The organism is Allobosea sp. UC22_33 (assembly GCF_042700715.1).
Lineage (GTDB): Bacteria > Pseudomonadota > Alphaproteobacteria > Rhizobiales > Beijerinckiaceae > Allobosea.
Map to the genome: position 1 here is coordinate 4,222,371 of NZ_CP170556.1, position 24,415 is coordinate 4,246,785.

General features: G+C 67.8%; 21 protein-coding genes. 8 read left to right on the forward strand and 13 right to left on the reverse strand.

The window, feature by feature from the left end:
• Window positions 1–3 precede the first annotated feature (3 nt).
• Entirely contained in the window at window positions 4–1,155 is a 1,152-nt protein-coding gene (locus ACFJGT_RS20515) for a GNAT family N-acetyltransferase (RefSeq protein WP_377841757.1), read from the forward strand.
• Here ACFJGT_RS20515 and ACFJGT_RS20520 read toward each other — a convergent pair.
• The 3 genes from ACFJGT_RS20520 to ACFJGT_RS20530 form a co-directional block, all read right to left on the reverse strand.
• Window positions 1,124–2,740: an AMP-binding protein gene (locus tag ACFJGT_RS20520; protein ID WP_377849026.1), complete on the reverse strand. Its 1,617-nt coding sequence runs from the start codon at window positions 2,738–2,740 to the stop codon at window positions 1,124–1,126. The two genes, ACFJGT_RS20515 and ACFJGT_RS20520, sit on opposite strands and share 32 nt — an antisense overlap.
• A gap of 96 nt (window positions 2,741–2,836) precedes the next feature.
• Window positions 2,837–3,823 carry an ABC transporter substrate-binding protein gene (locus ACFJGT_RS20525; RefSeq protein ID WP_377841760.1) on the reverse strand — a complete coding sequence of 329 codons (987 nt, stop codon included), beginning with the start codon at window positions 3,821–3,823 and terminating at the stop codon, window positions 2,837–2,839.
• 332 nt (window positions 3,824–4,155) lie between these two features.
• A complete protein-coding gene (locus ACFJGT_RS20530; protein WP_377841761.1) occupies window positions 4,156–5,256 on the reverse strand; it encodes an NADH:flavin oxidoreductase/NADH oxidase in 1,101 nt (366 codons plus the stop codon).
• Window positions 5,257–5,348: 92 nt separating this feature from the next.
• On the opposite strand from ACFJGT_RS20530, the gene ACFJGT_RS20535 reads away from it, so the two are divergent.
• Both ACFJGT_RS20535 and ACFJGT_RS20540 read left to right on the forward strand, forming a co-directional pair.
• A complete protein-coding gene (locus tag ACFJGT_RS20535; RefSeq protein ID WP_377841764.1) occupies window positions 5,349–5,654 on the forward strand; it encodes an ArsR/SmtB family transcription factor in 306 nt (101 codons plus the stop codon).
• Window positions 5,655–5,700: 46 nt separating this feature from the next.
• The gene (locus ACFJGT_RS20540) at window positions 5,701–6,195 is read left to right on the forward strand and encodes an RNA pyrophosphohydrolase (RefSeq protein WP_377841766.1); all 495 of its coding nucleotides are present in this window, start codon (window positions 5,701–5,703) and stop codon (window positions 6,193–6,195) included.
• 183 nt (window positions 6,196–6,378) lie between these two features.
• Here ACFJGT_RS20540 and ACFJGT_RS20545 read toward each other — a convergent pair whose 3' ends face one another.
• From ACFJGT_RS20545 to ACFJGT_RS20570, 6 genes are all read right to left on the reverse strand, one after another.
• Window positions 6,379–6,792, reverse strand: a complete 414-nt coding sequence (locus ACFJGT_RS20545) for a F0F1 ATP synthase subunit epsilon (protein WP_377841768.1) — start codon at window positions 6,790–6,792, stop codon at window positions 6,379–6,381.
• A gap of 130 nt (window positions 6,793–6,922) precedes the next feature.
• A complete protein-coding gene (gene atpD, locus ACFJGT_RS20550) occupies window positions 6,923–8,407 on the reverse strand; it encodes a F0F1 ATP synthase subunit beta (protein WP_377841771.1) in 1,485 nt (494 codons plus the stop codon).
• Between the two features lie 74 nt (window positions 8,408–8,481).
• Complete coding sequence (locus ACFJGT_RS20555; protein ID WP_377841773.1) at window positions 8,482–9,351, reverse strand: F0F1 ATP synthase subunit gamma; 870 nt, start codon at window positions 9,349–9,351, stop codon at window positions 8,482–8,484.
• 136 nt (window positions 9,352–9,487) lie between these two features.
• On the reverse strand, window positions 9,488–11,020 hold the full coding sequence (gene atpA, locus ACFJGT_RS20560; RefSeq protein ID WP_377841775.1) for a F0F1 ATP synthase subunit alpha: 1,533 nt from the start codon (window positions 11,018–11,020) through the stop codon (window positions 9,488–9,490).
• Window positions 11,020–11,589 carry a F0F1 ATP synthase subunit delta gene (locus ACFJGT_RS20565; RefSeq protein ID WP_377841777.1) on the reverse strand — a complete coding sequence of 190 codons (570 nt, stop codon included), beginning with the start codon at window positions 11,587–11,589 and terminating at the stop codon, window positions 11,020–11,022. Before ACFJGT_RS20565 ends, atpA begins: the two co-directional genes overlap by 1 nt.
• A gap of 208 nt (window positions 11,590–11,797) precedes the next feature.
• The gene (locus tag ACFJGT_RS20570; protein WP_377841779.1) at window positions 11,798–13,981 is read right to left on the reverse strand and encodes a primosomal protein N'; all 2,184 of its coding nucleotides are present in this window, start codon (window positions 13,979–13,981) and stop codon (window positions 11,798–11,800) included.
• 59 nt (window positions 13,982–14,040) lie between these two features.
• On the opposite strand from ACFJGT_RS20570, the gene ACFJGT_RS20575 reads away from it, so the two are divergent.
• Both ACFJGT_RS20575 and ACFJGT_RS20580 read left to right on the forward strand, forming a co-directional pair.
• Window positions 14,041–14,967 carry a tyrosine recombinase XerC gene (locus ACFJGT_RS20575; RefSeq protein WP_377841782.1) on the forward strand — a complete coding sequence of 309 codons (927 nt, stop codon included), beginning with the start codon at window positions 14,041–14,043 and terminating at the stop codon, window positions 14,965–14,967.
• 133 nt (window positions 14,968–15,100) lie between these two features.
• The gene (locus ACFJGT_RS20580; protein ID WP_377849027.1) at window positions 15,101–15,643 is read left to right on the forward strand and encodes a DUF4337 domain-containing protein; all 543 of its coding nucleotides are present in this window, start codon (window positions 15,101–15,103) and stop codon (window positions 15,641–15,643) included.
• A gap of 5 nt (window positions 15,644–15,648) precedes the next feature.
• Here ACFJGT_RS20580 and ACFJGT_RS20585 read toward each other — a convergent pair whose 3' ends face one another.
• The 3 genes from ACFJGT_RS20585 to ACFJGT_RS20595 form a co-directional block, all read right to left on the reverse strand.
• Window positions 15,649–16,509, reverse strand: a complete 861-nt coding sequence (locus tag ACFJGT_RS20585) for an ABC transporter permease (RefSeq protein WP_377841786.1) — start codon at window positions 16,507–16,509, stop codon at window positions 15,649–15,651.
• The gene (locus ACFJGT_RS20590) at window positions 16,506–17,450 is read right to left on the reverse strand and encodes an ABC transporter permease (protein ID WP_377841788.1); all 945 of its coding nucleotides are present in this window, start codon (window positions 17,448–17,450) and stop codon (window positions 16,506–16,508) included. Before ACFJGT_RS20590 ends, ACFJGT_RS20585 begins: the two co-directional genes overlap by 4 nt.
• A 154-nt stretch (window positions 17,451–17,604) precedes the next feature.
• On the reverse strand, window positions 17,605–19,095 hold the full coding sequence (locus ACFJGT_RS20595; RefSeq protein WP_377841791.1) for an ABC transporter substrate-binding protein: 1,491 nt from the start codon (window positions 19,093–19,095) through the stop codon (window positions 17,605–17,607).
• Window positions 19,096–19,272: 177 nt separating this feature from the next.
• Here ACFJGT_RS20595 and uxaC point away from each other — a divergent pair, with 177 nt between their 5' ends.
• The 3 genes from uxaC (at window position 19,273) to ACFJGT_RS20610 (ending at window position 23,133) form a co-directional block, all read left to right on the forward strand.
• Window positions 19,273–20,676 (forward strand): glucuronate isomerase, encoded by a 1,404-nt coding sequence (uxaC, locus tag ACFJGT_RS20600; protein WP_377841793.1) that lies wholly within the window; start codon window positions 19,273–19,275, stop codon window positions 20,674–20,676.
• Complete coding sequence (locus ACFJGT_RS20605) at window positions 20,673–22,142, forward strand: mannitol dehydrogenase family protein (RefSeq protein ID WP_377841796.1); 1,470 nt, start codon at window positions 20,673–20,675, stop codon at window positions 22,140–22,142. The genes uxaC and ACFJGT_RS20605 overlap by 4 nt, the downstream gene beginning before the upstream one ends.
• A gap of 163 nt (window positions 22,143–22,305) precedes the next feature.
• Complete coding sequence (locus ACFJGT_RS20610; protein WP_377841798.1) at window positions 22,306–23,133, forward strand: transporter substrate-binding domain-containing protein; 828 nt, start codon at window positions 22,306–22,308, stop codon at window positions 23,131–23,133.
• 3 nt (window positions 23,134–23,136) lie between these two features.
• Here the strand turns inward: ACFJGT_RS20610 and ACFJGT_RS20615 are convergent, their stop codons facing one another.
• Window positions 23,137–24,288 carry an amidohydrolase gene (locus ACFJGT_RS20615; protein WP_377841800.1) on the reverse strand — a complete coding sequence of 384 codons (1,152 nt, stop codon included), beginning with the start codon at window positions 24,286–24,288 and terminating at the stop codon, window positions 23,137–23,139.
• Window positions 24,289–24,415: the final 127 nt, after the last annotated feature.

Here is a 24,415-nt window from a genome sequence, read left to right on the forward strand (position 1 = left end):
CAGATGAGCGCGATCAGAGCTCTGGCGACGACCGACGGAAGCGGGGCTCCTGCCCTGCCGAACCTGCCTCCTCCTCATCCAGACGCGGCGATCTACAGTGAATTGCGGGCGCTCGGCGCCTGCGAAGCCATCCGCGCTGAATGGACCGATCTCGCCGACCGCGCGCTGGAACCCAATCCCTGCCTTGAGCCGGGCTTCGCGCTCGCCGCCGCGCAGCATCTCGTCTCCTTCCGCGATGCCGAGGTCATGCTGCTCTGGCAGGGCGACCCGGCCTCGGAGCGGCGCCGTCTCGTCGGGCTCGTTCCCTGCCGGACGCGCCGCCATCTCCTCGCCTCCGACACGCTGGAGGGCTTCGCCGATCCGCGCCTGCTGAACGGCACGCCCCTGCTCGACCGAACCTTCGCCGTCCCCGCGCTCGCCGCCTTCCTGCGTGACTGGCGCGGGCGCAGCCATGCCGCAGGCGCCTTCTCCCTGTCGGGGATCGACCCGGCCGGCGCCTTCGCCACCACGCTTGCGCGCGTCGCCGACGGTCACGGCGTGGTCGTCGGCTGGCAGCCCCTTATCGGGCGCCGGCTCGAACTGCCGCCGACCGCGCGCATCGCCAGCTCCGACGAGACCTTGCGTGACAAGGGCCGCCTGGTCCTCGCCGAGGCCACGAACCAGGCCGACCGGCGCGACGCCGTCGAGATCCTGCTGGCGATCGAGGCCTCCGGCTCGCGCGGCCGAGCCGGCAAGGCGACCTTGCAGGACACCCGCGAGGTCGGCTTCCTGCGCAGCATGAGCCGCGATCTCGGCCGGCAGAAGCTGTGCCGCGTCGCCGTGCTGGTCCTCGACGACAGGCCGATCGCCGCCGCGCTCACCATCGGCAAGGGCGCTTCCTGCTGGCTCTATCACGGCGTCGGCGACGAGGCCCACGCGGCCCTGGAACCCCTGCCGATGCTGCTCGCCATGATGCGCAAGGCCGCGCCCTCCCGGCAGATCCTCCTGCCCGGTGGCCTGCCGCTCTTCGGCGCCCGCGACGAGGCCTTCGGCACGATCACGCTGACCCGGCGCCCGCAGCAACCTATGCGCCGGCCGGCCGACCTGGCTATCCGCATGCACGAACGCCTCGCCCGTGCGCTGTTCAGGCCTCGGCCCGCAGCAATCGACGGATGATCTTGCCGGTCGTCGTCAGCGGCAGCTCGTCGCGGAAGGCGATCTCGCGCGGATACTCATGAGCCGAAAGCCGCGCCCGCACGAAGCCCTGCAGCTCGGAAACCAGGTTCTGCGAGCCGTGATGACCGGGCTTCAGCACGACGAAGGCCTTGACGATCTCGGTGCGCAGCGGATCGGGCTTGCCGACCGCCGCCGCCAGCGCCACCGCCGGATGCCGCAGCAGGCAATCCTCGATCTCGCCCGGCCCGATCCGATAGCCCGATGAGGTGATGACGTCGTCGTCACGGCCGATGAAGCGGACATAGCCCTCGTCGTCCTGAACACCCTCGTCGCCGGTCGTCATCCAGTCGCCGACGAATTTCGCCACCGTCGCCTCGGGATTGCGCCAGTATTCCAGGAACATCACCGGGTCGGGTCGGCGCACGGCGATCTGCCCCTCCTCGCCGGCCGCGCAGACCGTGCCGTCCGGCCGGATGATCGCGACCTCATGGCCGGGCACCGCCTTGCCGATCGCGCCGGGACGGCTGACGCCGAGTGCCGCGCTTGAGGCGAGCACGAGATTGCACTCGGTCTGGCCATAGGCCTCGTTGATGGTGAGGCCGAGCGCCTCGCGTCCCCATTCCAGCGTCTCCGCGCCGAGCGCCTCGCCAGCGGCAGCGACCGTGCGCAGGTTCAGGCGCCAGCGTCCCTGCGGACTGCCGGCCCCGCGCATCATCCGGAGCGCCGTCGGCGGCACGAAGGCGTTGCGGATGCCGAGATCCTGGATCAGCCGGTAGGCCTCCTCCGGCTCGAAGCGCGTGACCGGACGCGCCACCACCGCGACGCCGAAATGCAGCGCCGGCAAGAGCATGTTGAGCAACCCGCCGGCCCAGGCCCAGTCGGCCGGCGTCCAGGCGAGATCGCCCGGCCGCGGCATGAATTCATGCGGCATCTGCACGCCCGGCAGATGGCCGGGCAGAACCCGGTGACCATGCAGCGCGCCCTTCGGATTGCCGGTGGTGCCGGAGGTGTAGATCATCAAAGCCGGATCGTCCGGCGTGGTATCGACCGGTGTGAAATCCGGGCTGCCTTCCGCCAGCAGCGCGTCCCAGCCTTCCACTCCGCCATCGGCGCCATCGGTGGAGATGCGCAAGGCGAGTTCCGGCAAGGCTTGCGTGATCTGGCCGAGCTTCGCCAACCCGGCGGCATTGGTCACCACAACCTTCGCGGCGGAATCGGTCAGGCGATAGGCGAGCGCATCGACGCCGAACAGAGCCGCCAGCGGCACTGCGATCGCGCCGAGCTTGTAGGCGGCGAGATGCGCCGCCAGCACCGCCCGCCCCTGCGGCAGCAGGATGGCGATGCGGTCGCCGCGCCCAACGCCGCGCGCCCGCAGCGCGTTGGCCAGGTGGTTGGAATGCTCGCGCAGCAAGCCGAAGCTGACAGGCGTCACCTGCCAGTCCGTGGAGACCTCGATGATGGCAGGCCGGTCAGGCTCGATCGCTGCCCAGCGGTCGCAGACGTCGGCGGCGATGTTGTAGCGTTCCGGAATGCGCCAGCGGAAGCGCTCCCGCAGCGCGGCGTAATCGGTCAGGTCTGGCAGGATCAAAATCAACGTCCGGTGGGAGGCGCGGCACGATAGGCAGGCCGTTCCCACCTGTCACCCGCGTCTTGCGTATCATCTCCCAGCGTAACGATGCGCTCAGAACATGCGTTCGCTGGCAGGCGGCAGGTAGGCGTCGGTGAAGGCATCGCCCGCCCGCGCCTTGTCGCGGAACGCGCCGGCCAAGGCGAGCTGGTCCAGTGACTGTGCCCAGCGCTCGCGATCGATCCCGCCAAGACCATGCGTGCGCACATAAGGGGTCAGTACGTTGCGCTCGATCACGGCCGCGAGCCGGTCGCGCTCGACCTCGGCCTGGGCGCTCTCGTTGCGGCGCAGGACGAACTGCGCGCCGGCGCCCGGATTGACGGCGACATCGCGGCTGCCGCGCATCACGGCGCGCACGAGCCCGCGCACCGCATCCGGCTTGCTCGCGATCAGCTTGCCGGAAACGATCACCGCGCTGCCATAGAGCAGGAGGCCGTGCTCGGCCATTTCCATCAGCACGATATCGTCGGCCGGCACGCCGCGCGCTCTCAAGGAGACGGCAGTCGAAGGCCCGAAGGCGAAGAGCGCATCGATCTCGCCGGAGGCCAGCATCGGCTCGCGCACCGGCAGGCCGATGGTCTCGATCCGGATCTTGCTGTCGTCGATCTTGTTGAGGGCCTTGAAGAGCGGCCATTGCGCGAAGCTGGCATCGATGCTGGCCGTGCCGAGCTTGCGGCCTTCGAGGCTCGCCGGCGCGGTGGTGATGCCCCGGCTCTTGCGGCCGATCACGGCGTAGCCCGGCCGGTCATGCACGATCATCACCGCCTTGAGATCGGCGCCCGGATTTTCGTCGCGGAAACGGATCAGCGCATTGATATCGCCGAAACCGGCATCCTGCGCGCCGGCCGCCATGCGCTGCAGCATGGCGCGCGCGCCATTGCCCGGCTCGATCACGACGTCGAGCCCCTCGGTGCCGAAATGGCCTTTGTCCTGTGCCGCCAGGAACGGCGCCGTCAGCGCGTCGAAACGGCGGTCCAGCGCGAAGCGGATGGCGGTGTTGCCCTGCGCATGAACCACCCTGCCCCCGGCAAGGCAGGCCATTGCAGCTCCAGCCGCCAATTGTCCGAACGCGCGCCGGCTCGGCATCGCGGAACGAGAGGGCGAAGCGATCGGCATATCTAGCCTCCGGGCGCCTGGCTGGTTTCGGCACGGCACATCCGTGCGTCCAGTCTTCCTGACATCATAAGATGTTGAAATGCCGTCAACACGATGGAAGTTCCGTTACGATTTCTGACCGCGGCCGGTCATGGTCCCTCCATTGCAATGGAAGCCCCGCCCTTCCTTACAGCAGATCGCTTTCAACCCCTCCTGCAAACGAAGGAGAGGCCTTTCGGCCCCTCCTTGCATCGCCTCGCTTTTCGGATGAAACGCCCTCAAGCCGCGCGATAGCGCGCCAGCCAATGCGCGTAAGGCGCCGGCAGGGTCGCCCAGGCGGGGTTCTCGACGCCGAGCGCCTGCGCCGCGGCATAAGGCCAGTGCGGATCGGCCAGCAGCGGCCGGCCGAGCGTCACCAGATCGACCTTGCCCTCGCGGATCAAGGCATCGGCCTGCTCGGGCTTGCTGATGTACCAGCTCGTCGAGGCCGGCAGGCCGGTCTCGCGGCGCACCCGCTCGGCGACGGGCGCGAGGAAGGCCGGTCCCCACGGGATCTTCGCCTCATTGGTCGAGAAGCCCACGCTGACATCGATGAAATCGAGCCCCTCGTCCTTCAGGCGCTTCACCAGCGCGATCGCCTCGCTCAGCGTCTCCTCGTCGCGCCCGTCATATTCGATCACGCCGAGCCGGGCGGAAAGCGGCCGGTTCTCCGGCCAGACCTTGCGCACGGCGGCCAGCGTCTCGATCAGGAAGCGGCTCCGGTTCTCGAAGCTGCCGCCATAGGCGTCGTCGCGCTTGTTGGCATGCGGCGACAGGAAATTCTGCGCGAGATAGCCATGGGCGAAATGCAGCTTCAGCCACTGGATGCCGATATCGCGGGCCCGCTCGGCGGCCGCGACGAAATCACCGCGCACGCGCTCGATATCGTCCAGGGTCATCGCGCGGGGCACGCGGCCCAGCCCACCACCATGCGCCAGCGCCGACGGCGCGATCGTCTCCCAGCCGCGCGCGTCATTGGCCGGGATATGGTCGTCGCCTTCCCAGGGCAGGTTGGCGCTGGCCTTGCGACCGGCATGGCCGATCTGGATGCCTGTGGCCGCGCCGGCCTTGCGCATCTCCGCGACGATCGGCGCCAGCGCCTGCGCCTGCCCGTCGTTCCAGAGCCCGAGGCAGCCGGGCGTGATCCGGCCTTCCGGCGAGACGCCGGTCGCCTCGATCACCACCAGGCCGGTGCCGCCACGCGCCAGCCCGGCGAGATGCGCGCGGTGCCATTCATTCGCGACGCCGTCCTGCGCCGAATACTGGCACATCGGCGAGGCGACGATGCGGTTGCGAAGGGTGACGTCCTTCAGGCTGAAAGGGTCGAACAGACCAGGCATGATGCGGCTCCGCGCAGGTGGGTTTCTATGTTTCGATAGTTCGATATTTTTCGAACTTTGGCAAGTTCAAAACCCTGTGATAGGCTGCACCCATGCGACATGCCCGCCTGCCCGCTTCTGAAGAAATCGCGCTCGAAGACGTCTTCCACGCGCTGAGCGACCCGTTCCGGCTGGAAGTCGTCCGCCGGCTCGCGACCGAGGGCGAGCAGAGCTGCCAGGCGCTGGAGGGCGATCGGCCGAAATCCAGCGTCTCGCATCATTTCCGGGTGTTGCGCGAGGCCGGGCTGATCCGCACCCGCAACGAGGGCGTGACCCGGATGAACGCGCTGCGCCGCGACGATATCGAGCAGCGCTTCCCCGGCCTGCTCGCCTGCGTCGTTCCCAAGTCGAACGATTGAGCTTCCGCCGGTTCCGCTTCGCCAATCGCCGCCCTATGCTCGCGCCATGAGCCTTCCCTACCGCCCCAATGTCGGCATCGCCCTGTTCAACGCGCAGGGCCTCGTCTTCGCCGGCCGCTCGCATAGCGCCGGCCCCGAGATCGTCCTGCCCGGCTTCGACTGGCAGATGCCGCAAGGCGGCATCGACCCGGACGAGGATATCGTCGCAGCCGCGCGCCGTGAGCTGGAAGAGGAAACCGGCGTCACGCAGGCCGAGCTCCTCGCCGTCACCGATGAATGGTGGAGCTACGACTTCCCGCCCTATGACGGCCCGTGGCACAAGCTCGCCGCCTTCCGCGGCCAGCGTCAGCGCTGGGTCGCCTTCCGCTTCACCGGCAGCGAGAGCTCGATGGATATCGGCAAGCCGAATGGGGACGAGCCGCCGGAATTCAGCGAATGGCGCTGGCACCCGCTCGCCGAGATGCCGGGGCTGGTCGTGCCGTTCAAGCGGCCGGTCTACGAGAAAGTGGCGCAGGCCTTCTCAGCTTTCGCCGTGACTTGACCCGTCTTGTCATTCCGGACAAGCCGCAAAGCGGTGCCGATCCGGAATCCACCCGAGGGCGAGACACCCAGTCGTGGCTTCCGGGCCTCCGGGTCGCGCCGCCCGGAATGGCGAGGGTGCACATTCGCCAACGAAAAAGGGCCGCTCGCGCGGCCCTTTCGCATTCCGAAGCCGAGAGGCGGATCAGGCCGCCTTGCGCTGCTCGAAAACGTGCTTGAACTCGCGCAGCTGCACCAGCGTGTCGTGCAGGCGCTTCTTCTCGTCGTCATTATGCGAGCCGGCGAGACGGGTCTCGGCGGTCAGGATCTCGGCATCGAGCACGGCGGTGTCGACGTCCTCGATGAAGCGGCCCTGCTCGGCCAGGATCGTCGTGGACGCCTGGTTGATCTCGACGAGACCACCGTTGACGAAGAATTCCTTGCCGTTGCTCTCGGTCGTCTGAACGAAGACGATACCGGCCTTGAGCGTCGCGACGAGCGGCGCATGGCCGGCGAGCACGGTCATCTCGCCCTCGACCGAGGGAACGATGACGCTGACGACGTCGCCCGAGAACAGGATGCGCTCCGGCGAGACGAGTTCGAACTTGAAGGTGGCCATCGCCTGTCTTTTCCTCCGACGTCACCCCGATCGCCGGACGACGCCGGGGGCCATGCCAGATTTTTCAACAATCCATGCCGGGCATGGTTCCGGGCGGCCGGAGCCGCCCGAAAGGAAGGATGCGCGAAGCTTACGCGGCCTCGGCGGCCAGGCGCTGGGCCTTCTCGACGGCTTCGTCGATCGAGCCGACCATGTAGAAGGCCGCTTCCGGCAGGTGGTCGTACTTGCCTTCGACCAGGCCCTTGAAGCCCTTGATCGTGTCTTCGAGCGGCACGAGCTTGCCCGGCGAGCCGGTGAAGACTTCCGCGACGAAGAAGGGCTGCGACATGAAGCGCTCGATCTTGCGGGCGCGCGCCACGGTCAGCTTGTCGTCTTCCGAGAGCTCGTCCATGCCCAGGATCGCGATGATGTCCTGCAGCGACTTGTAGCGCTGGAGGGTCTGCTGGACGCGGGTCGCGACATCGTAGTGCTCCTCGCCGACGATATCGGCCGAGAGCATGCGCGAGGTCGAGTCGAGCGGGTCGACCGCCGGGTAGATGCCCTTTTCCGCGATCGAACGCGACAGCACGGTACGGGCGTCCAGGTGGGCGAACGAGGTCGCGGGCGCCGGGTCGGTCAGATCGTCCGCCGGGACGTAGATCGCCTGCACCGAGGTGATCGAGCCCTTGTTCGTGGTGGTGATGCGCTCCTGCAGGTTGCCCATGTCGGTCGCCAGCGTCGGCTGATAGCCCACCGCCGACGGAATGCGGCCGAGCAGCGCGGACACTTCCGAGCCGGCCTGCGTGAAGCGGAAGATGTTGTCGACGAAGAACAGAACGTCCTGGCCCTTGTCGCGGAAGTCCTCGGCGATGGTCAGGCCGGCGAGAGCGACGCGCATGCGGGCGCCCGGGGGCTCGTTCATCTGGCCGTAGACCAGGGCGCACTTGGAGCCAGCGGTCGAGCCGTTGTTCTCCTTGGGGTTCTTGTTGACGTTGGACTCGATCATCTCGTGATAGAGATCGTTGCCCTCACGGGTGCGCTCGCCGACGCCGGCGAACACCGAGTAACCGCCGTGCGCCTTCGCGACGTTGTTGATCAGCTCCATGATCAGCACGGTCTTGCCGACGCCGGCGCCGCCGAACAGGCCGACCTTGCCGCCCTTGGCGTAAGGCGCCAGCAGGTCGACGACCTTGATGCCGGTGACGAGGATCTGGGCTTCCGTCGACTGCTCGGAATAGGCCGGGGCCGGCTGGTGGATGCCGCGGGTGGCGGAGGTCAGGATCGGACCGGCCTCGTCGACCGGCTCGCCGATGACGTTCATGATGCGGCCGAGCGTCTCATCGCCGACCGGAACCGCGATCGGGGCGCCGGTATCGGTGACCGACTGGCCACGGACCAGGCCTTCGGTCGAGTCCATCGCGATGGTGCGGACGGTGTTCTCGCCGAGATGCTGGGCGACTTCCAGAACCAGGCGGTTGCCGAGGTTGTCGGTCTCGAGCGCGTTCAGGATCTCCGGCAGGGCGCCGTCGAACTGCACGTCGACGACGGCGCCGATGACCTGGGCAACGCGGCCGGTGCCGGTGTTGGCGGGCTTCTCGGCGGTCTTCTTGGTGGTCTTGGTAGCGGCTTTGGCCATGGCGGAACCTCGGGACTAGCGCATTCGGATGTGACGGCAGCCGGCGGCTCACGCCACCGGCGAAGATTAGGCGGTTAGAGCGCTTCCGCGCCGGAGATGATCTCGATCAGTTCCTTCGTGATCATCGCCTGGCGCGAGCGGTTGTAGATCTGCGTCTGCTTCTTGATCATCTCGCCGGCGTTGCGCGTGGCGGAATCCATCGCCGACATGCGCGCGCCCTGTTCGGAGGCGGCGTTCTCGAGCAGCCCGCGCAGGACCTGGACGGTCAGGTTGCGCGGCAGCAGCGCTTCCAGGATCTCGCCCTCTTCCGGCTCGTAGTCATAGACCGCGTCGGTCTGCTTCGTCCCTTCCGGGATCTCGGCCGGGATGATGCGCTGCGCGGTCGGAATCTGGGCGATCACCGAGCGGAAGCGCGAGAAGAACAGCGTCGCGACGTCGAACTCGCCATTGGCGAAGCGGGCCAGCACGTTCTGGGCGATCGCCTCCGCATTGGCGAAGCCGACCTGCTTGAACTCGCGCAGATCGATGAACTCGATGATCTCCGCCGCGAACTGGCGACGCAGGATATCGTAGCCCTTCTTGCCGACGCAGATGATCTTGACCGTCTTGCCCTCGGCCTTCAGCGCATTAGCCTTGTCGCGGGCGAGGCGTGCGATCGAGGAGTTGAAGGCGCCGCACAGGCCGCGCTCGGCGGTCAGCACCAGCAGCAGATGCACCTTGTCGGAGCCCGTGCCGGCGATCAGGCGCGGCGCGCTCGAACCGGTGACGCCGGACGCGAGGTTCGACAGCACCGTCTCCATGCGCTCGGCATAGGGGCGCGCGGCCTCGGCCGCCATCTGCGCCCGGCGCAGCTTCGCAGCCGCGACCATCTGCATGGCCTTGGTGATCTTCTGCGTCGACTTCACCGAAGCGATGCGGTTTCTAAGGTCCTTCAAAGAAGGCATGTGGCGCTCTCACCCCGTCATGATCGACCTTGCGTCGACCATCTACGTCTTGAACCTCGGTCTCATCTCCCACGCTCGCCGCATGCGCGGCGAAGGCGTGGATGGTCGGGACAGGCCCGACCAGGACGCCTGCGGATCAGGCGAAGGACTTCGCGTAGCCCGCGACGATGTCCTTGAGCTTGGCGGCGTTGGCGTCCGACAGGTCCTTCGACGTGCCGATCTCGTTCAGCATGTCGGCATGCTTGCCGCGAACCAGCGCGAGCAGGCCGTCCTCGAAGGCGCGGACCTTGTTGACCGGCAGCGCATCGAGATAGCCGTTCACGCCGGCATAGATCACGACGACCTGCTCTTCCATCTTCAGCGGCGAGAACTGCGGCTGCTTCAGGAGCTCGGTCAGGCGGGCGCCGCGGTTGAGCAGGCGCTGCGTGACCGCGTCGAGGTCCGAACCGAACTGGGCGAAGGCGGCCATCTCGCGATACTGGGCGAGCTCGCCCTTGATCTTGCCGGCGACCTTCTTGGTGGCCTTGGTCTGCGCCGACGAACCGACGCGCGACACCGAGAGGCCGACGTTCACCGCCGGGCGGATGCCCTGGTAGAACAGGTCCGTCTCCAGGAAGATCTGGCCGTCGGTGATCGAGATCACGTTGGTCGGGATATAGGCAGACACGTCGTTCGCCTGCGTCTCGATGACCGGCAGAGCCGTCAGCGAGCCAAGGCCGGCGGCCTCGCCCATCTTCGCCGCGCGCTCGAGCAGGCGGGAGTGGAGATAGAACACGTCGCCCGGATAGGCTTCGCGGCCCGGCGGGCGGCGCAGCAGCAGCGACATCTGGCGGTAGGCGACGGCCTGCTTGGAGAGGTCGTCATAGATGATGACGGCGTGCATGCCGTTGTCGCGGAAGAACTCGCCCATCGAGCAGCCGGCGAACGGCGCCAGGAACTGCATCGGGGCCGGGTCCGAGGCGGTAGCCGCCACGACGATGGAATACTCCATCGCGCCGCGCTCCTCGAGCACCTTCACGAGCTGGGCGACGGTCGAGCGCTTCTGGCCGACGGCGACGTAGACGCAGTAGAGCTTCTGGCTCTCCGGGGCGCCTTCGGCGTTCAGCGGCTTCTGGTTCAGGATCGTGTCGAGCGCGATCGCGGTCTTGCCGGTCTGGCGGTCGCCGATGATCAGCTCGCGCTGGCCGCGGCCGATCGGGATCAGGGCGTCGACCGCCTTGAGGCCGGTCGCCATCGGCTCGTGCACCGACTTGCGCGGGATGATGCCGGGCGCCTTGACGTCGACGCGGGCGCGGGCCTTCGCCTTGATCGGGCCCTTGCCGTCGATCGGGTTGCCGAGAGCGTCGACGACGCGGCCGAGCAGCTCCTTGCCGACGGGAACGTCGACGATGGCGCCGGTGCGCTTGACGGTCTGGCCTTCCTTGATCTCGCGGTCGTTACCGAAGATCACGACGCCGACATTGTCGCTCTCGAGGTTGAGCGCCATGCCGCGCACACCGGACTCGAACTCGACCATCTCACCGGCCTGGACCTTGTCGAGGCCATAGACGCGGGCGATGCCGTCACCGACGGAGAGAACCTGGCCGACTTCGGTCACCGAAGCTTCCGAGCCGAAGTTCGAAATCTGGGCCTTCAGGATGGCGGAGATTTCAGCGGGGCGGATGTCCATCAGCCGACCTCTTTCATGGCAAGACGAATTGAATTGAGCTTGGTTTTCAGCGACGCGTCGACCATGCGGGAGCCCATCTTGACGATGAGCCCGCCGATCAGGGCCGGGTCGATCTTGATCGAGACGTCGACATCCTTGCCGGCGACGCCCTTCAGCGCCGCACGGATCTCGTCGACGCGCTTGGCCGTCGGCTCCTCGGCGACCGTCACCTCGGCGGAGACGATGCCCTTGGCCTCGGCGGCCAGACGCTTGTAGCCGGCGATCATGCCCGGCAGCGCGAAGAGGCGGCGCTTGCTGGCGACGAGGCCGATAAAATTGGCGGCGATGCCGGTGATGCCGGCCTTCGCGAGCACGGCCTTGATCGCCGCGACCTGTTCCTCGGCGGTGAAGGCCGGGCTCTCGATCAGGCGGGTCAAGTCGGCGCTCTCGGCGAGCAACCCGTTGAAGGCGTCCAGAGCGGCCGCGACGGTGTCGATCGCACCCGTCTCCTCAGCCAGCTCGAACAGAGCGGTGGCATAGCGCTGAGCTACGCCCGACACCAATGTCCCCTGCGATCCGCCTTCAGCCACGCTTCCCGTCTCTCGTTTCAAGGGACCACACCGGCGACCTTCATGACGAAGGTGGAGTGTATGCTCCCGACACTGCGAGTATCATAGGCGCAAAGTCGGCAAGACGACTTCGCGACCGAAATGTGGCGGTGCACTAGCATGCGGTTCCGGGCCGCGCAATCGCTGATTGCCCATCATAAGCGGCGATTTCGCCGCGCCTTTCAGCTCTTCAAAGGAAGCTTTGCGGATCGACGTCCACCGCGACGCGGACCGAGCCCTTGGGCCGGGGCGCCCGTTTCAGCCAGGCGCGCAGGTAATCCTGCAGGTTGATCTCGCGCCCCGTCTTGACGATCAGGCGCATGCGATGGCGCCCCCGCAGCACCGCCAGCGGCGCTTCCGCCGGCCCCAGCACCATGATTCCGTCATTTGCATCGGCACAGCGTGCCAGTGCTCGCGCATGGCTTTCGGCCTCCGCCTGATTGTTGGCGGAGACGATCAGCGCCGCCAATCGCCCGAACGGCGGCAGGCCGGCAGCCTCCCGCGAAGCCTCCTCTGCGGCATAAAACCGCTCCGGGTCGCCCGAGATCAGGGCCTTGAGGACGGGATGCTCGGGGTCATGCGTCTGAAGCAGGGCGCGGCCGGGTTTCTCGCCCCGTCCCGCGCGCCCCGTGACCTGGCGCAGCGCCTGGAAGGTTCGTTCGGCCGCGCGCGGATCGCCGGACGTGAGGCCCAGATCGGCGTCGATCACGCCGACCAGCGTCATGCCCGGAAAATTATGGCCCTTGGCGACGAGCTGCGTGCCGATGACGATGTCGAATTCACCCTCGGCCACGGCCATCAATTCCGTCTTCAGGCGCTCCGTCCCGCCCGGAAAATCGCTGGAGAGCACGATCGAACGCGCCTGTGGAAAAAGCGTCGCGACCTCTTCGGCGAGACGCTCGACACCCGGCCCGCAGGCGACCAGGCTATCCGGCTTGTGGCAGGCCGGGCATTCGTGCGGGCGGCGTTCGACATGGCCGCAATGATGGCAGACCAGCGCCCGCCGGAAGCGATGGTCGACCAGCCAGGCCGAGCAGTTCGGACACTGGAAGCGATGGCCGCAATCGCGGCACAGCGTCAGCGGCGCATAGCCGCGCCGGTTCAGGAAGAGCAGCGACTGCTCCTTCGCCTCCAGATTGGCCTCGACCGCCTTGATCAGCGCGGCCGAGAGCCAGCGCCCGCGCTCCGGCTTGTCGCGCCGCAGGTCGACGAGACCGAGCTGCGGCAGTTCGCGTCCGCCGAAGCGCTCGGGCAGCTTGAGATGCGCATAGCGCCCACGCTCGGCATTGACGCGCGTCTCCAGCGAGGGCGTCGCCGAAGCGAGAACCACCGGCGCATTCTCGATCCGGCCACGCACCACCGCCATGTCGCGGGCATGATAGGAGACGCCGTCCTCCTGCTTGTAGGCGCTCTCATGCTCCTCATCGACGACGATGAGGCCGAGATCGCTATAGGGCAGGAACAGCGCCGAGCGGGCGCCGGCCACCACCTTGGCCTCGCCGGATGCGATCGCCGCCTGCAGCCGCTCGCGCTTGCGGCCTGTCACGGCCGAATGCCACAGGCCGGGCCTGACGCCGAAGCGGGCCTCGAACCGGTCGATGAACTGCGCGGTCAGCGCGATTTCCGGCATCAGGATCAGGCTCTGGCGACCGAGCCGGATCGCCTCGGCGACAGCCTCGAAATAGACCTCCGTCTTGCCCGAGCCGGTGACGCCTTCGAGCAATGAGACGCCGAAAGCCTTCGCCTGCACCGACTTCACCAACGCCTGCGCCACCTCGCTTTGCCCGTCCGAAAGCTCCGGCACGGCATGGTCGGGATCGGGCAAGGCCGCGATCGCCTCGCGCGGCAGCGGCTCGACTACGAAGGTGCCGGCGTCGACGAGAGAATCGATCACCGCCGCGCTGACCGACGCCGCCTCGGCCAGCGCCGATTTCGCGATCAGCAACCCTCCTTCGGCCGCCGCGATGGCCCGCGCCCGCGCCGGCGTCATGCGGCCGGGCGGCGCGCCGGCGAGCCTGACGCCCAGCTTCGGCCGCTCGGGCGTATCGTCCGACTGCCGGCGCAGGGCCAGGGCCAACACGGACCCCTTCGGCGCCAGCGTATACCAGGCCACCCAGTCGACGAGCTTGCGCAGCGCCGGGTCGAGCGGCGGCATGTCGTATTTGCCGGTGACCTTCTTGAGATTGCCGCCGCGCCCGCTTCCGATATCCCAGACGACACCGACGGTCTCGCGCGGGCCGAGCGGCACCTGCACGACATCGCCGGGCTTGAGCACGAGCCCGGCCGGCACGGCATAGCTATAGGCCTGGTCGAGCCCGAGCGGAATCAGCACGTCGACCGTGCCGCCTTCGATCATGTCCGCCGTCTCATCCATCGCGCCAGTGTCTATCATCGATTCGGCTGCTGTTAAGGCAGGAGCGTCATGCTTCCGCGATGACCGATTTCGACTCCTTCCGGCGCGACTGGCTCTCCCACCTCTCGACTGAGCGGCGCCTGTCGCCGAAGACGCTGGAGGCCTATGCCCGCGATCTCAACCAATTCCATGCCTTCCTGACCGAACATCTCGGCGGCGCCCCCTCCCTGTCCGACATCGCTGCGCTCAAGCCCGTCGACCTGCGCGCCTTCCTCGGCCAGCGACGGCGCGACGGCGTCGGCAACCGCACCCTGATGCGCCAGCTCGCAGCGCTCCGCTCCTTCGCCCGCTTCGGCGAGCGCCAGGGGAAGCTCACCGCCGCCGCCTTCGCCGCGACGCGCGGGCCCCGCCTCGGCAAGTCGCTGCCGCGCCCGCTCGAACCCTCGGCCGCGCGTGCCGTCACCCAGGCCGACAGCCGCGCCGGCGAGGAGCGCGAGCAATGGATTCTCGCGCGTGACGCCGCGGTGCTCGGCCTGCTCTATGGCAGCGGCCTGCGCATCTCGGAGGCGCTTTCGCTTGCCCGCGCCCAGGCGCCCCAGCAGGCAGGCGACACGCTGACCGTCATCGGCAAGGGCAGCAAGACGCGGATGGTGCCGGTGCTGCCGGTCGTGATCGCGGCGATCACGGAATACCTCAAGCTCTGCCCCTGGCGCCTCCCGCCGGAAGGCCCGCTCTTCGTCGGCGCCAAGGGCGGGCCGCTCTCGCCGCGCATCATCCAGCTCGCCGTCGAGGGTCTGCGCGGCGCGCTCGGCCTGCCGTCCTCGGCCACGCCGCATGCGCTGCGCCATTCCTTCGCGACGCATCTGCTCGGCCGCGGCGGCGACCTGCGCGCCATCCAGGAGCTGCTCGGCCACGCCTCGCTCTCGACCACGCAGATCTATACCCGCATCGACTCGGCCCGCCTGATGGCCGCCTACGACGCCGCCCACCCGCGCGCTGGCCGCTGACATCGAACGGCGAAGTGGAAACCACCTTTCGGAAGAATTCGGTGCGATCCGACATCTTGCTGACTTATGGGAAAGCCTTAAACAGCGCCGCCACCATGGCGCTGCGAGGTGATTCGTGTCAGGTTCCGTCGAAATGCCAGAGGGCGGCAACAAGCGTATCGCCCTGCTGATCGCGCTGCTTGCGCTCACGCTCGCCTTCTCCGAGATCGGCGGCAAGAACGCCGAGCAGGAAGCCGTCGCCAAGAACATCGAGGCCTCCAATCTCTGGGCCTTCTTCCAGGCCAAGACGATCCGCGGCACGACCGTGCGCACCGCGACCGAGGCACTGGAGGTCGAGCTTGCCGGCGTCACCGATGAGGCCGCCCGCCAGCGCCTGAGCAAGCGCATCGAGAGCTGGAAGCAGACCGTCGCGCGCTACGATTCCGAGCCGGAGACCCAGGAGGGGCGCAAGGAGCTCGCCGCCCGCGCCAAGGCGGCCGAGGCCCAGCGCGACATCGCCGCCGCCCGCGACGACAAGTTCGACATCGCCTCGGGCCTGATTCAGATCGCGATCGTCATCTCCTCGGCCGCGATCATCACCGGCGTCGGCCTGCTCGCCGCCACCGGCGGCCTGCTCGGCCTCGCCGGCATCGCGCTGATGGCGCTCGCCCAGTTCGCGCCGACCGCCTTGTTCTGACGGCTCTACCGGCTGCGGCGCAGGCGCGGATCGACCGCGTCGCGCAGGCCGTCGCCGAGCAGGTTGAAGCCGAGCACGGTCAGCGCGATCGCGGCACCCGGAAAGATCGCGAGCCAGGGCTGCGCCGCCATGAAGGTCTGCGCCTCGTTGAGCATCCGCCCCCAGGACGGGTTCGGCGGCTGCGTGCCGAGTCCGAGATAGGACAGCCCCGCCTCGGCCAGCACGGCGAGCGCGAACTGGATCGTCGCCTGCACCACCAGAATGCCCGCGATATTCGGCAGAACATGGCGCAGCGTGATCTGCCGGTTGTTCAAACCCGCCGCCCGTGCCGCGTGGATGAAATCCTGCGCCCAGACCTGCAGGGCCGCGCCACGCGCGAGCCGCGCGAAATAGGGCAGGTTCAGAACGGCGATGGCGACGACGGCATTGAGCATGCCCGGCCCGACGATCGCGGTCATCATGATCGCGGTCAGCACGGCCGGGAAGGCATGGGTGAAATCGGCCGTGCGCATGATGACGTGGTCGAGGATGCCGTCGCGCCGCACCGAGGCCGCCAGCCCCAGCGCCGTCCCGATCACCATGCCGATGCCGACCGCGCCCAGGCCGACCGCCAGCGAATTGCGCGCGCCGACCATGATCATCGAGAAGACGTCGCGGCCGAACTGGTCGGTGCCGAACCAGTTCACGGCGGAGGGACCCTTCAGCCGGTTCAGGATCATCATCTGCGTCGACTGATAGGGCGTCCAGACATAGGAAATCAGCGCCGCAGCGACGACGAGCGTGGCCAGCACCACGCCGATCACGAAGGAGGGCGCAAGCCACCAGTGCCGCTTGCCCCCCGGCGCCTTGTCCTGAACGGCGCTCATGCCTGCCTCAGGCGCGGGTCGATCAGCCCGTAGAGCAGTTCGACCGCGAAATTGATCAGGATCGCCAGCCCGGCGAAGAGCATGACGAGGTCCTTGACCACGATCAGGTCATGCTGGGCGATGGCCTGGAAGACCAATCGCCCCAGTCCCGGCAGGGCGAAGACGTTCTCGATGATGATGGCGCCGGCGATCAGCACCGAGAACTGGAGCCCGAGAATGGTGACGACCGGGATCAGCGCGTTGCGCAGCGCATGCCGGCGCATCGTCGTGCCCTCGCTCAATCCCTTGGCACGGGCGGTGCGGACGAAATCCTCCTGCAGCGTGTCGAGCATCGAGGAGCGCGTCACCCGCGCGATGATCGCGGCCTGCGGCAGCGCCAAGGCCAGCGCCGGCATCAACAGCGCCTTCAGCGAGACGCCGATCCCCGCCTGCCAGCCCGGAAAGCCGCCGGCCGGCAGCCAGCCGAGCCCGACCGCGAAGACGAGCACGAGCAGCAGGCCGAACCAGAAATTCGGGATCGCAAGGCCGGCCTGCGCGAAGGCCATCACCCCGGCATCGGCCAGCCTGCCATGGCGCGAGGCCGCGAGCATGCCGAGCGGAATGCCGATCGCGGTGGCCAGCGCGATCGCCATCAGCGCGAGCGGCAGCGTCACCGCCATGCGCTCAGTGATGAGCTGCAGCACCGGCACGCGATAGGTATAGCTCTGGCCGAGATCGCCGGTGACGAGCCCGCCTAGCCAGAGGAAGAAGCGCAGCACCGCCGGCTTGTCGAGCCCCATCTCGGCCCGGAGCGCCGCCAGCGCCTCCGGCGCGGCGTTGAGGCCGAGCGTCACCGCCGCCGGGTCGCCCGGCAGGATTTCGAGCACGACGAAGATGACCACCGCCGCCGCGAGCAGGGTCAGGCCCAGCGCGACGAGCCGGCGCAGGATATAGCCGATCACGCCCCGTCCCTCTCCGCGCCGTCATCCCGGACAAGCCGCTCAGCGGCGCCGATCCGGGATCCATGCCGGAGCGCTTCCGATTGGGGTTCAGGCATGGATCCCGGGTCTCCCTCCGGTCGCCCGGGATGACCCGGTTGAGTCCATGACGCTGGGATCACCGCCAGCGCAATTCCGCCAGCGGCGTCACCGGCAGCGGCCAGTCGGTCCACATGCCTTCCAGCGCGGCGTTCGCCACGGTGATCTTGGGCAGGATGAACAGGAAGCCGTTGACCGCATCCTGAGCCAGCTTGCGCTGCGCCTGCTTGTAGAGCTCGTTGCGCTGGGTCTCATCCAGCGTCACCGCGATCTTGCCAATCAGCTCCTTGAAGGCGGGGTCCTTGTACTGGAAGTAATAGCCGTCGCGGGCATAGATATCGATGTCGAGCGGCTCGGTATGGGCGATGATGCTGAGGTCGTAATCCTTGTTGCGGAAGACGCGCTCCAGCCATTGCGGGAATTCCAGCGGCTCGATCGCCGCGTTGATGCCGACTTGCGCGAGCAGCGCCGCGACGATCTCGCCGGAGCGGCGCGCATAGGAGGGCGGCGGCAGCTTCAGCGTGCAGTTGAAGCCGTTCGGGAAGCCGGCCTCGGCCAGCAGGGCCTTGGCCTTGGCGGGATCGTAGGGGTAGGTGCCGGTAAGATCGACATAGGCCGGGTGCAGCGGCGAGAAATGGCTGCCGATCAGGTTGACGTCGAAACCGTAGACGCCGAGCGCGATCGTCTTGCGATCGAGCGCATGCGCAATCGCCTGCCGGACCTTGAGATTGTCGAAGGGCGGCTTGGCATTGTTGGTGGCGAGCACCGTCTCGCCCTCGGTGCCGCCGATCGTGACCTTGAGCTTGGGATCGGCCTTGAGCTGCGGCACGGCCTCCGGCGCCGAGAGATTGGTATGGGCATCGACATCGCCGGCCCTGAGCGCCGCAACCTGCGCCTGCGGGTCGGACATGAAGCGGAAGATCGCCTTGGCCAGCGCCGGCTTCTCGCCCCAGTAGCCGTCGAAACGGGCAAGCTCAAGCCGGTCGCCACGGTTCCAGCGCACGAACTTGAATGGACCGGTGCCGACCGGCTCGGTCTTGTTGTTGGCGGCCGTGGCTGGCGCCACGATCACGGCATCGCCCCAGGCGAGGCCGAAGAGGAAATTCGCCGTCGGCTGCTTCAGCTTGATCACCACGGTCGCCGGATCCGGCGTCGTGATCTCGGCGATCGGCGTGAAGAGCTGGCGCTGGGCGTTGGTGGAATCGGGCGCGACCGCGCGCTCGAAGGAGAACTTCACCTGCTCGGACGTGAAGGGCGTGCCGTCATGGAATTTCGCGCCCTGCCGCAGCTTGAAGCGGTAGGTGACGTTGTCGTCGGCGATCTGCCAGCTTTCGGCGAGGCAGGGCTGCAGCTTGCCGGTCCGGTCGATCTTGACCAGGCCCTCGAAGATGTTCTGCAGCGTCACCTCGCGGATCGCCTGCGCGGCGCCGGAGGTCGGATCGAGCGTCGGCGGCTCAAGAGTCTGAGCGATGGTGACGCTGTCCTTCGCCTGGGCCAATGCGACGACGGGAAGCTGCGCCGCCAGCGCTGCCAGTCCCGCCCCCGCCAGGAGTTCACGCCGCGTCGTCATAGTCATCGCTCCGGTGCCGTTGCGACACGAGGATGGCGCGGGAAACCCGGGAAACGCAAGCCCGCTTCCCATGCAATCCCCGTTGGGCACGAAAGGATATCTGGCGCACTAGTATACCAGGCGATTGACCCCTGCTCCGGCCGGCTCTAGAGATCGGGACGACCGATGGAGATGCCCATGCTGCTGCACGACGATCGCCTCTTCCCTGCCGATCCGGTGACGCGCGGCATCGCGCGCCGGCTCTTCGCCACGGTCCGCGACCTGCCGATCATCTCGCCGCACGGCCATACAGACCCGCGCTGGTATGCCGAGGATAACGCCTTTCCCGACCCGGCGACCCTCTTCGTCAAGCCGGATCATTATATCTTCCGCATGCTCTATTCGCAGGGCGTCCGGCTCGAGCAGCTCGGCATCACCAGAAAGGATGGCGGGCCGGTCGAGAGCGATCCGCGCAAGATCTGGAAGCTTTTCGCCGATCACTGGCACCTGTTCCGGGGCACACCGACGCGTCTCTGGTTCGAGCATGCCGCCTCCACCGTCTTCGGCATCAACGAGCGCCTGACGCCGGACAACGCCGACAAGATCTACGATCGCATCGCCGCGAAGCTGGAAGAGCCTGAACTGCGCCCGCGCGCCCTGTTCGAGCGCTTCAATATCGAGGCGATCAGCACGACCGAAGGCGCGCTCGACGATCTGCGCTGGCATGACATGGTCCGCGAGTCCGGCTGGGGCGGCAAGGTCGTGACGGCCTATCGGCCCGACAGCGTCGTCGATCCGGAGTTCGAGGGCTTTGCCGACAATCTCGAAAAGCTCGGCGAGCTGACGGGCGAGGATATCGGCTCCTGGACCGGCTATCTCGCCGCCCATCGCAAGCGGCGCGCCTATTTCAAGCAGCGCGGCGCGACCTCCTCCGACCATGGCCACGCCACGGCCCGCACCGCCAATCTCTCGGATGCGGATGCCGAGAAGCTCTACGCCAAGATCCTGAAGGGCAAGGTCTCGGGCAAGGACGCCGACCTGTTCCGCGGCCAGATGCTGACCGAGATGGCAAAGATGAGCCTCGATGACGGGCTCGTCCTCCAGATCCATCCGGGCTCCCATCGCAACCACAATGCCGCGCTGTTCGAGCATTTCGGCCGCGACATGGGCTGCGATATCCCGACCGAGACCAATTACGTGGAAGCGCTGAAGCCATTGCTCGACGCCGTCGGCAACGAGCCGGGCCTCACCGTCATCGCCTTCACCCTCGACGAGACAGCCTATTCCCGCGAGCTCGCGCCGCTCGCCGGCCATTACCCGGCGCTCCGACTCGGACCGGGCTGGTGGTTCCTCGATGCGCCGGAAGCCATGCTGCGCTTCCGCGAGCTGACGACCGAGACCGCCGGCTTCTACAACACCGTCGGCTTCAACGACGACACGCGCGCCTATCTCTCGATCCCCGCCCGCCACGATGTCGCGCGCCGCGTCGACTGCGCCTATCTCGCCAAGCTCGTCGCCGAGCACCGGCTGGAAGAGGACGAGGCGGCCGAGGTCGCCCATGACCTCGCCTATCGCCTCGCCAAGGAGGCCTACAAGCTGTGACCCGCCTCTCCGCTTCCACGCTCGCCGGCCTGCCGGCTACCGTGCGCCGCCCGGCCTATGACCGTGCTGCGCTGAAAGCCGGCATCGTGCATCTCGGCCTTGGCGCCTTCGCCCGCGGGCACCTCGCCGAATATACCGAGGACGCGCTGGAAAAGCGCTTCGGCGCCTGGGGCATCGTCGGCGCCAGCCTCCAGCGCCCCGACCAGCGCGACAGGCTGAAGCCGCAGGACGGGCTCTACACCCTGCTCAAGCTCGCTCCGGCCGGGCCGGAACTGCACATCGTCGGCTCGGTACTCGACGTCCTCGTCGCGCCGGAAAGCCCGTCGGCTCTCATCGCAAAGCTGGCCGCGCCCGAGACCCGTATCGTCTCGCTCACCGTCACCGAGAAGGGCTATTGCCACGACCCGGCGACCGGCCGGCTCAAGGCCGATCATCCCGATATCGTCCATGATCTCGCCAACCCCCACGCGCCACGCTCGGCGGTGGGCATCCTCGTCGCCGGACTGAAGGCGCGCCGCGATGCGGGTCTCGGCCCCTTCACCGCGCTCTGCTGCGACAACCTCCCCTCCAACGGCCATGTCCTGCGCGGCCTCGTCCGCGATTTCGCGGCGCTGACCGACGACAAGCTGGCCGCCTGGATCGAGGCCAACGGCGCCTTCCCGGCGACGATGGTCGACCGCATCGTGCCCGCGACTACCGAGGCCGACATCGCCGAAGTCGCCCGGCTGACCGGGCTTGAGGACGCCGCCCCCGTGATCGGCGAGCCCTTCCGGCAATGGGCGATCGAGGATGTCTTCGCCGCCGGCCGACCTGACTGGCACGAGGTCGGAGCCCAGATGGTCTCCGAGGTCGCGCCCTTCGAGTTCATGAAGCTGCGGATGCTCAACGGCGCGCATTCCTCGCTCGCCTATCTCGGCTATCTCGCCGGCCACGAGACGGTCGCCGAAGCCAGCGGCGATCCCGTCCTCGCCCGCTTCCTCGAAGGGCTCTGGGCCGAGATCATCCCGACGGTGCCCGCGCCGCAGGGTGTCGTGCTCGGGGACTATGCCAAGGCGCTCCTCACCCGCTTCCAGAACCCGGCGATCCGCCACCGCACCTGGCAGATCGCCATGGACGGCTCGCAGAAGCTGCCGCAGCGCCTGCTCGGCACGATCCGCGAGCGGCTGAAGGCGGGAGCGCCGATCGATCATCTCGCGCTCGGCGTCGCCGCCTGGATGCGCTACGCCACCGGCACCGACGAGAAGGGCGGTGCCATCGATGTTCGCGATCCGCTGGTGGCGGAACTCAAACGCCGCACGGAAGCCGCTGGGCGGGATGCAAGAGCGCTGGTCGAAGCCCTCATCGGCGTCGAGGCGATCTTCGGAACCGACCTGCCGGGCGACCTTCGGTTTACAAAACCGCTGACCGCGCACCTCGCCTCGCTCCTCGACAAGGGCGCGAAGGTGACGGCGGCAAGCTTGGGCTGACGCGGCTCCGTCATTCTCGGGCGAAGTGCAGCTTCGACCCGAGAATCTCAGGACCAGCAGGCGCAGGGAGCCACATCCAGTAGGAGATACTCGGGTCAAGCCCGAGCATGACGGCCTTTTTGGCACCTTGATCCGTGTCCGCATCCCACGCCACATAGGCGCGATGCTTCGCGCGCTCGTCCTTGCCGTCTCGCTCCTCACCGCCGCCACGGCCCTGGCGCAGGAGCCGCCGCGCATCGCCATCCCCAATCTCTGGGACCCGCGCATCAGGCTCGACCGGCCGGAGCCCGGCCCGCCGCGCGTCGTGCGCTTCCTCACCGATGACGATTACCCGCCCTTCCATTTCGCCGGGCCGGACGGGGCTCTGACCGGCTTCTCGGTCGAGCTTGCCCGCGCCGTCTGCGAGAAGCTCGCCTGGACCTGCACGATCCAGCCGCGCCGCTTCGACACCCTCGCGGACTCGCTGGCAGAAGGCCGCGGCGACGTGCTTGCGGCGGCGATGAACCTGACCCCAGCCCTGCGCGAGCGCTTCGCCGCCAGCCATCTCTATTTCCGCGCGCCCGCCCGCTTCATGACCACGCGCGGAAACGCCCGGCCAGCGCTGGACGGGACCACTCTGCAAGGCAGGCGCGTCGCGGTCGTCTCCGGCACGGCCCACCTGGCCTTCCTCGAACAGCTCATGCCCTTCGTGCAGCGGCGCGAGAGTACCAATCTGAATGCCGCGATCGCGGCGCTCCGGAGCGGCGAGGCGGAATACGTCTTCGGCGACGGCGTGGCCCTGTCGCTGGCGCTGGCCGGCAGCGGCGGCGAGTTCGCCTTCTCGGGCGGGCCCTATCTGGAAAGCCGCTATTTCGGCGAGGGCGTCGCCTTCCTGTTGCGCAAGGACGACCCGGCCCTGAAGCGCGCCATCGACTACGCGCTCCAAAGCCTCTGGGACGACGGGACCTACGCCCGTCTCTATCTGCGCTTCTTCCCGGTCAGTCCGTATTGACCGTCACGGCGCGTTGCTGACCAGCGCCTGCTTCGCCACGGCCGCGAGCCAGCCGGACGCCGCAGGCAGGATCGCGTCATTGAAATCGTAGCGATCATTGTGCAAGGCGCCGCCGTTCACCGCAGGGCCGTTGCCCATCCAGATATAGCAGCCCGGGCGCTTCTCCAGGAAATAGGCGAAATCCTCGCCAGTCGTGCTCGCCTTCATGTCGCGCCGGACCGGCAGGCCGGCGGCCTCGCCGGCAGCGGCGGCCATATCTTCTTCCGCCGGCGTGTTGATCGTGGCGACGCCATAGTTGAACTCGACCGCCGCCGTCATCTCGAAGGTCGCCGCGATGTTCTCGGCGATGCCCTTGAGGCGCGACAGCAGCCGGTCGCGCACCGCCGGGACGAAGGTGCGGAAGGTGCCCTCGATGAAGACATTCGTCGGAATCTGGTTGGAGGCGAGCCCGCCATGGATCTGGCCGATCGAGACCACCGCCGATTCCATCGGATCGACATTGCGCGAGACGATCGTCTGCAGCGCCACGATGAGATGACCCATCGCCACGATCGGGTCATGGGTCTGCTCGGGCAACGCCGCGTGGCCGGCCTTGCCGGTCAGCGTGATCTTGAAGCGCCCGGCCTCCGACATCACCGGCCCGCGATGCACCGCGACGGTGCCCGCCTCCAGCCCCGGCCAGTTATGCAGCGCAAAGACGCGGTCCATCGGGAAGCGCTCAAGCACGCCGTCCTCCAGCATCGCGAGCGCGCCACCGGTTCCCTCCTCCGCCGGCTGGAAGACGAACTGCACCGTGCCGCTCCAGCCCTCGTCCGCCTTGAGCAGTGCCGCAGCGCCCAGCAGCGACGTAGTGTGGCCGTCATGGCCGCAGGCATGCATCACGTTCGGCGTCTTGGACTTGTAGGGGACGTCGTTCACCTCCTGGATCGGCAGCGCATCCATATCGGCGCGCAGGCCGACCGAACGCTCGGACGAGCCCTTCCTCAACGTCGCCACCACGCCATAGCCGCCGACATTGGCGACGAAGGGCACGCCGAGCTCGGTCAGCTTCTCCTGCACGAAGGCGCTGGTCATCTTCTCGTGCCGTCCAAGTTCGGGATGGGCGTGGAGATGTCGTCGCCAGGCGGTCAGCTTGTCGAGCAGGTCGCGGTCCAAGGCGGGCATCCTTTCGAAGGCATAGTCGAACTGGAAAAAGGCGAGTGCAAACCTATACGCCCACAGGAAGCCGGCAAGGCGCTTTGCGCGAGGGCCGCACCCTCGTTTGCCGCATTTCAACCGCCTT

Bases quoted from the DNA above. Each gene is read 5' to 3' on its own strand.
- ACFJGT_RS20515 (WP_377841757.1), top strand. From the start codon at position 4: ATGAGCGCGATCAGAGCTCTGGCGACGACCGACGGAAGCGGGGCTCCT.
- ACFJGT_RS20525 (WP_377841760.1), bottom strand. From the start codon at position 3,823: ATGGCCTGCCTTGCCGGGGGCAGGGTGGTTCATGCGCAGGGCAACACC.
- ACFJGT_RS20530 (WP_377841761.1), bottom strand. From the start codon at position 5,256: ATGCCTGGTCTGTTCGACCCTTTCAGCCTGAAGGACGTCACCCTTCGC.
- ACFJGT_RS20535 (WP_377841764.1), top strand. From the start codon at position 5,349: ATGCGACATGCCCGCCTGCCCGCTTCTGAAGAAATCGCGCTCGAAGAC.
- ACFJGT_RS20540 (WP_377841766.1), top strand. From the start codon at position 5,701: ATGAGCCTTCCCTACCGCCCCAATGTCGGCATCGCCCTGTTCAACGCG.
- ACFJGT_RS20545 (WP_377841768.1), bottom strand. From the start codon at position 6,792: ATGGCCACCTTCAAGTTCGAACTCGTCTCGCCGGAGCGCATCCTGTTC.
- atpD (WP_377841771.1), bottom strand. From the start codon at position 8,407: ATGGCCAAAGCCGCTACCAAGACCACCAAGAAGACCGCCGAGAAGCCC.
- ACFJGT_RS20555 (WP_377841773.1), bottom strand. From the start codon at position 9,351: ATGCCTTCTTTGAAGGACCTTAGAAACCGCATCGCTTCGGTGAAGTCG.
- atpA (WP_377841775.1), bottom strand. From the start codon at position 11,020: ATGGACATCCGCCCCGCTGAAATCTCCGCCATCCTGAAGGCCCAGATT.
- ACFJGT_RS20570 (WP_377841779.1), bottom strand. From the start codon at position 13,981: ATGGATGAGACGGCGGACATGATCGAAGGCGGCACGGTCGACGTGCTG.
- ACFJGT_RS20575 (WP_377841782.1), top strand. From the start codon at position 14,041: ATGACCGATTTCGACTCCTTCCGGCGCGACTGGCTCTCCCACCTCTCG.
- ACFJGT_RS20580 (WP_377849027.1), top strand. From the start codon at position 15,101: ATGCCAGAGGGCGGCAACAAGCGTATCGCCCTGCTGATCGCGCTGCTT.
- ACFJGT_RS20585 (WP_377841786.1), bottom strand. From the start codon at position 16,509: ATGAGCGCCGTTCAGGACAAGGCGCCGGGGGGCAAGCGGCACTGGTGG.
- ACFJGT_RS20595 (WP_377841791.1), bottom strand. From the start codon at position 19,095: ATGACGACGCGGCGTGAACTCCTGGCGGGGGCGGGACTGGCAGCGCTG.
- uxaC (WP_377841793.1), top strand. From the start codon at position 19,273: ATGCTGCTGCACGACGATCGCCTCTTCCCTGCCGATCCGGTGACGCGC.
- ACFJGT_RS20610 (WP_377841798.1), top strand. From the start codon at position 22,306: ATGCTTCGCGCGCTCGTCCTTGCCGTCTCGCTCCTCACCGCCGCCACG.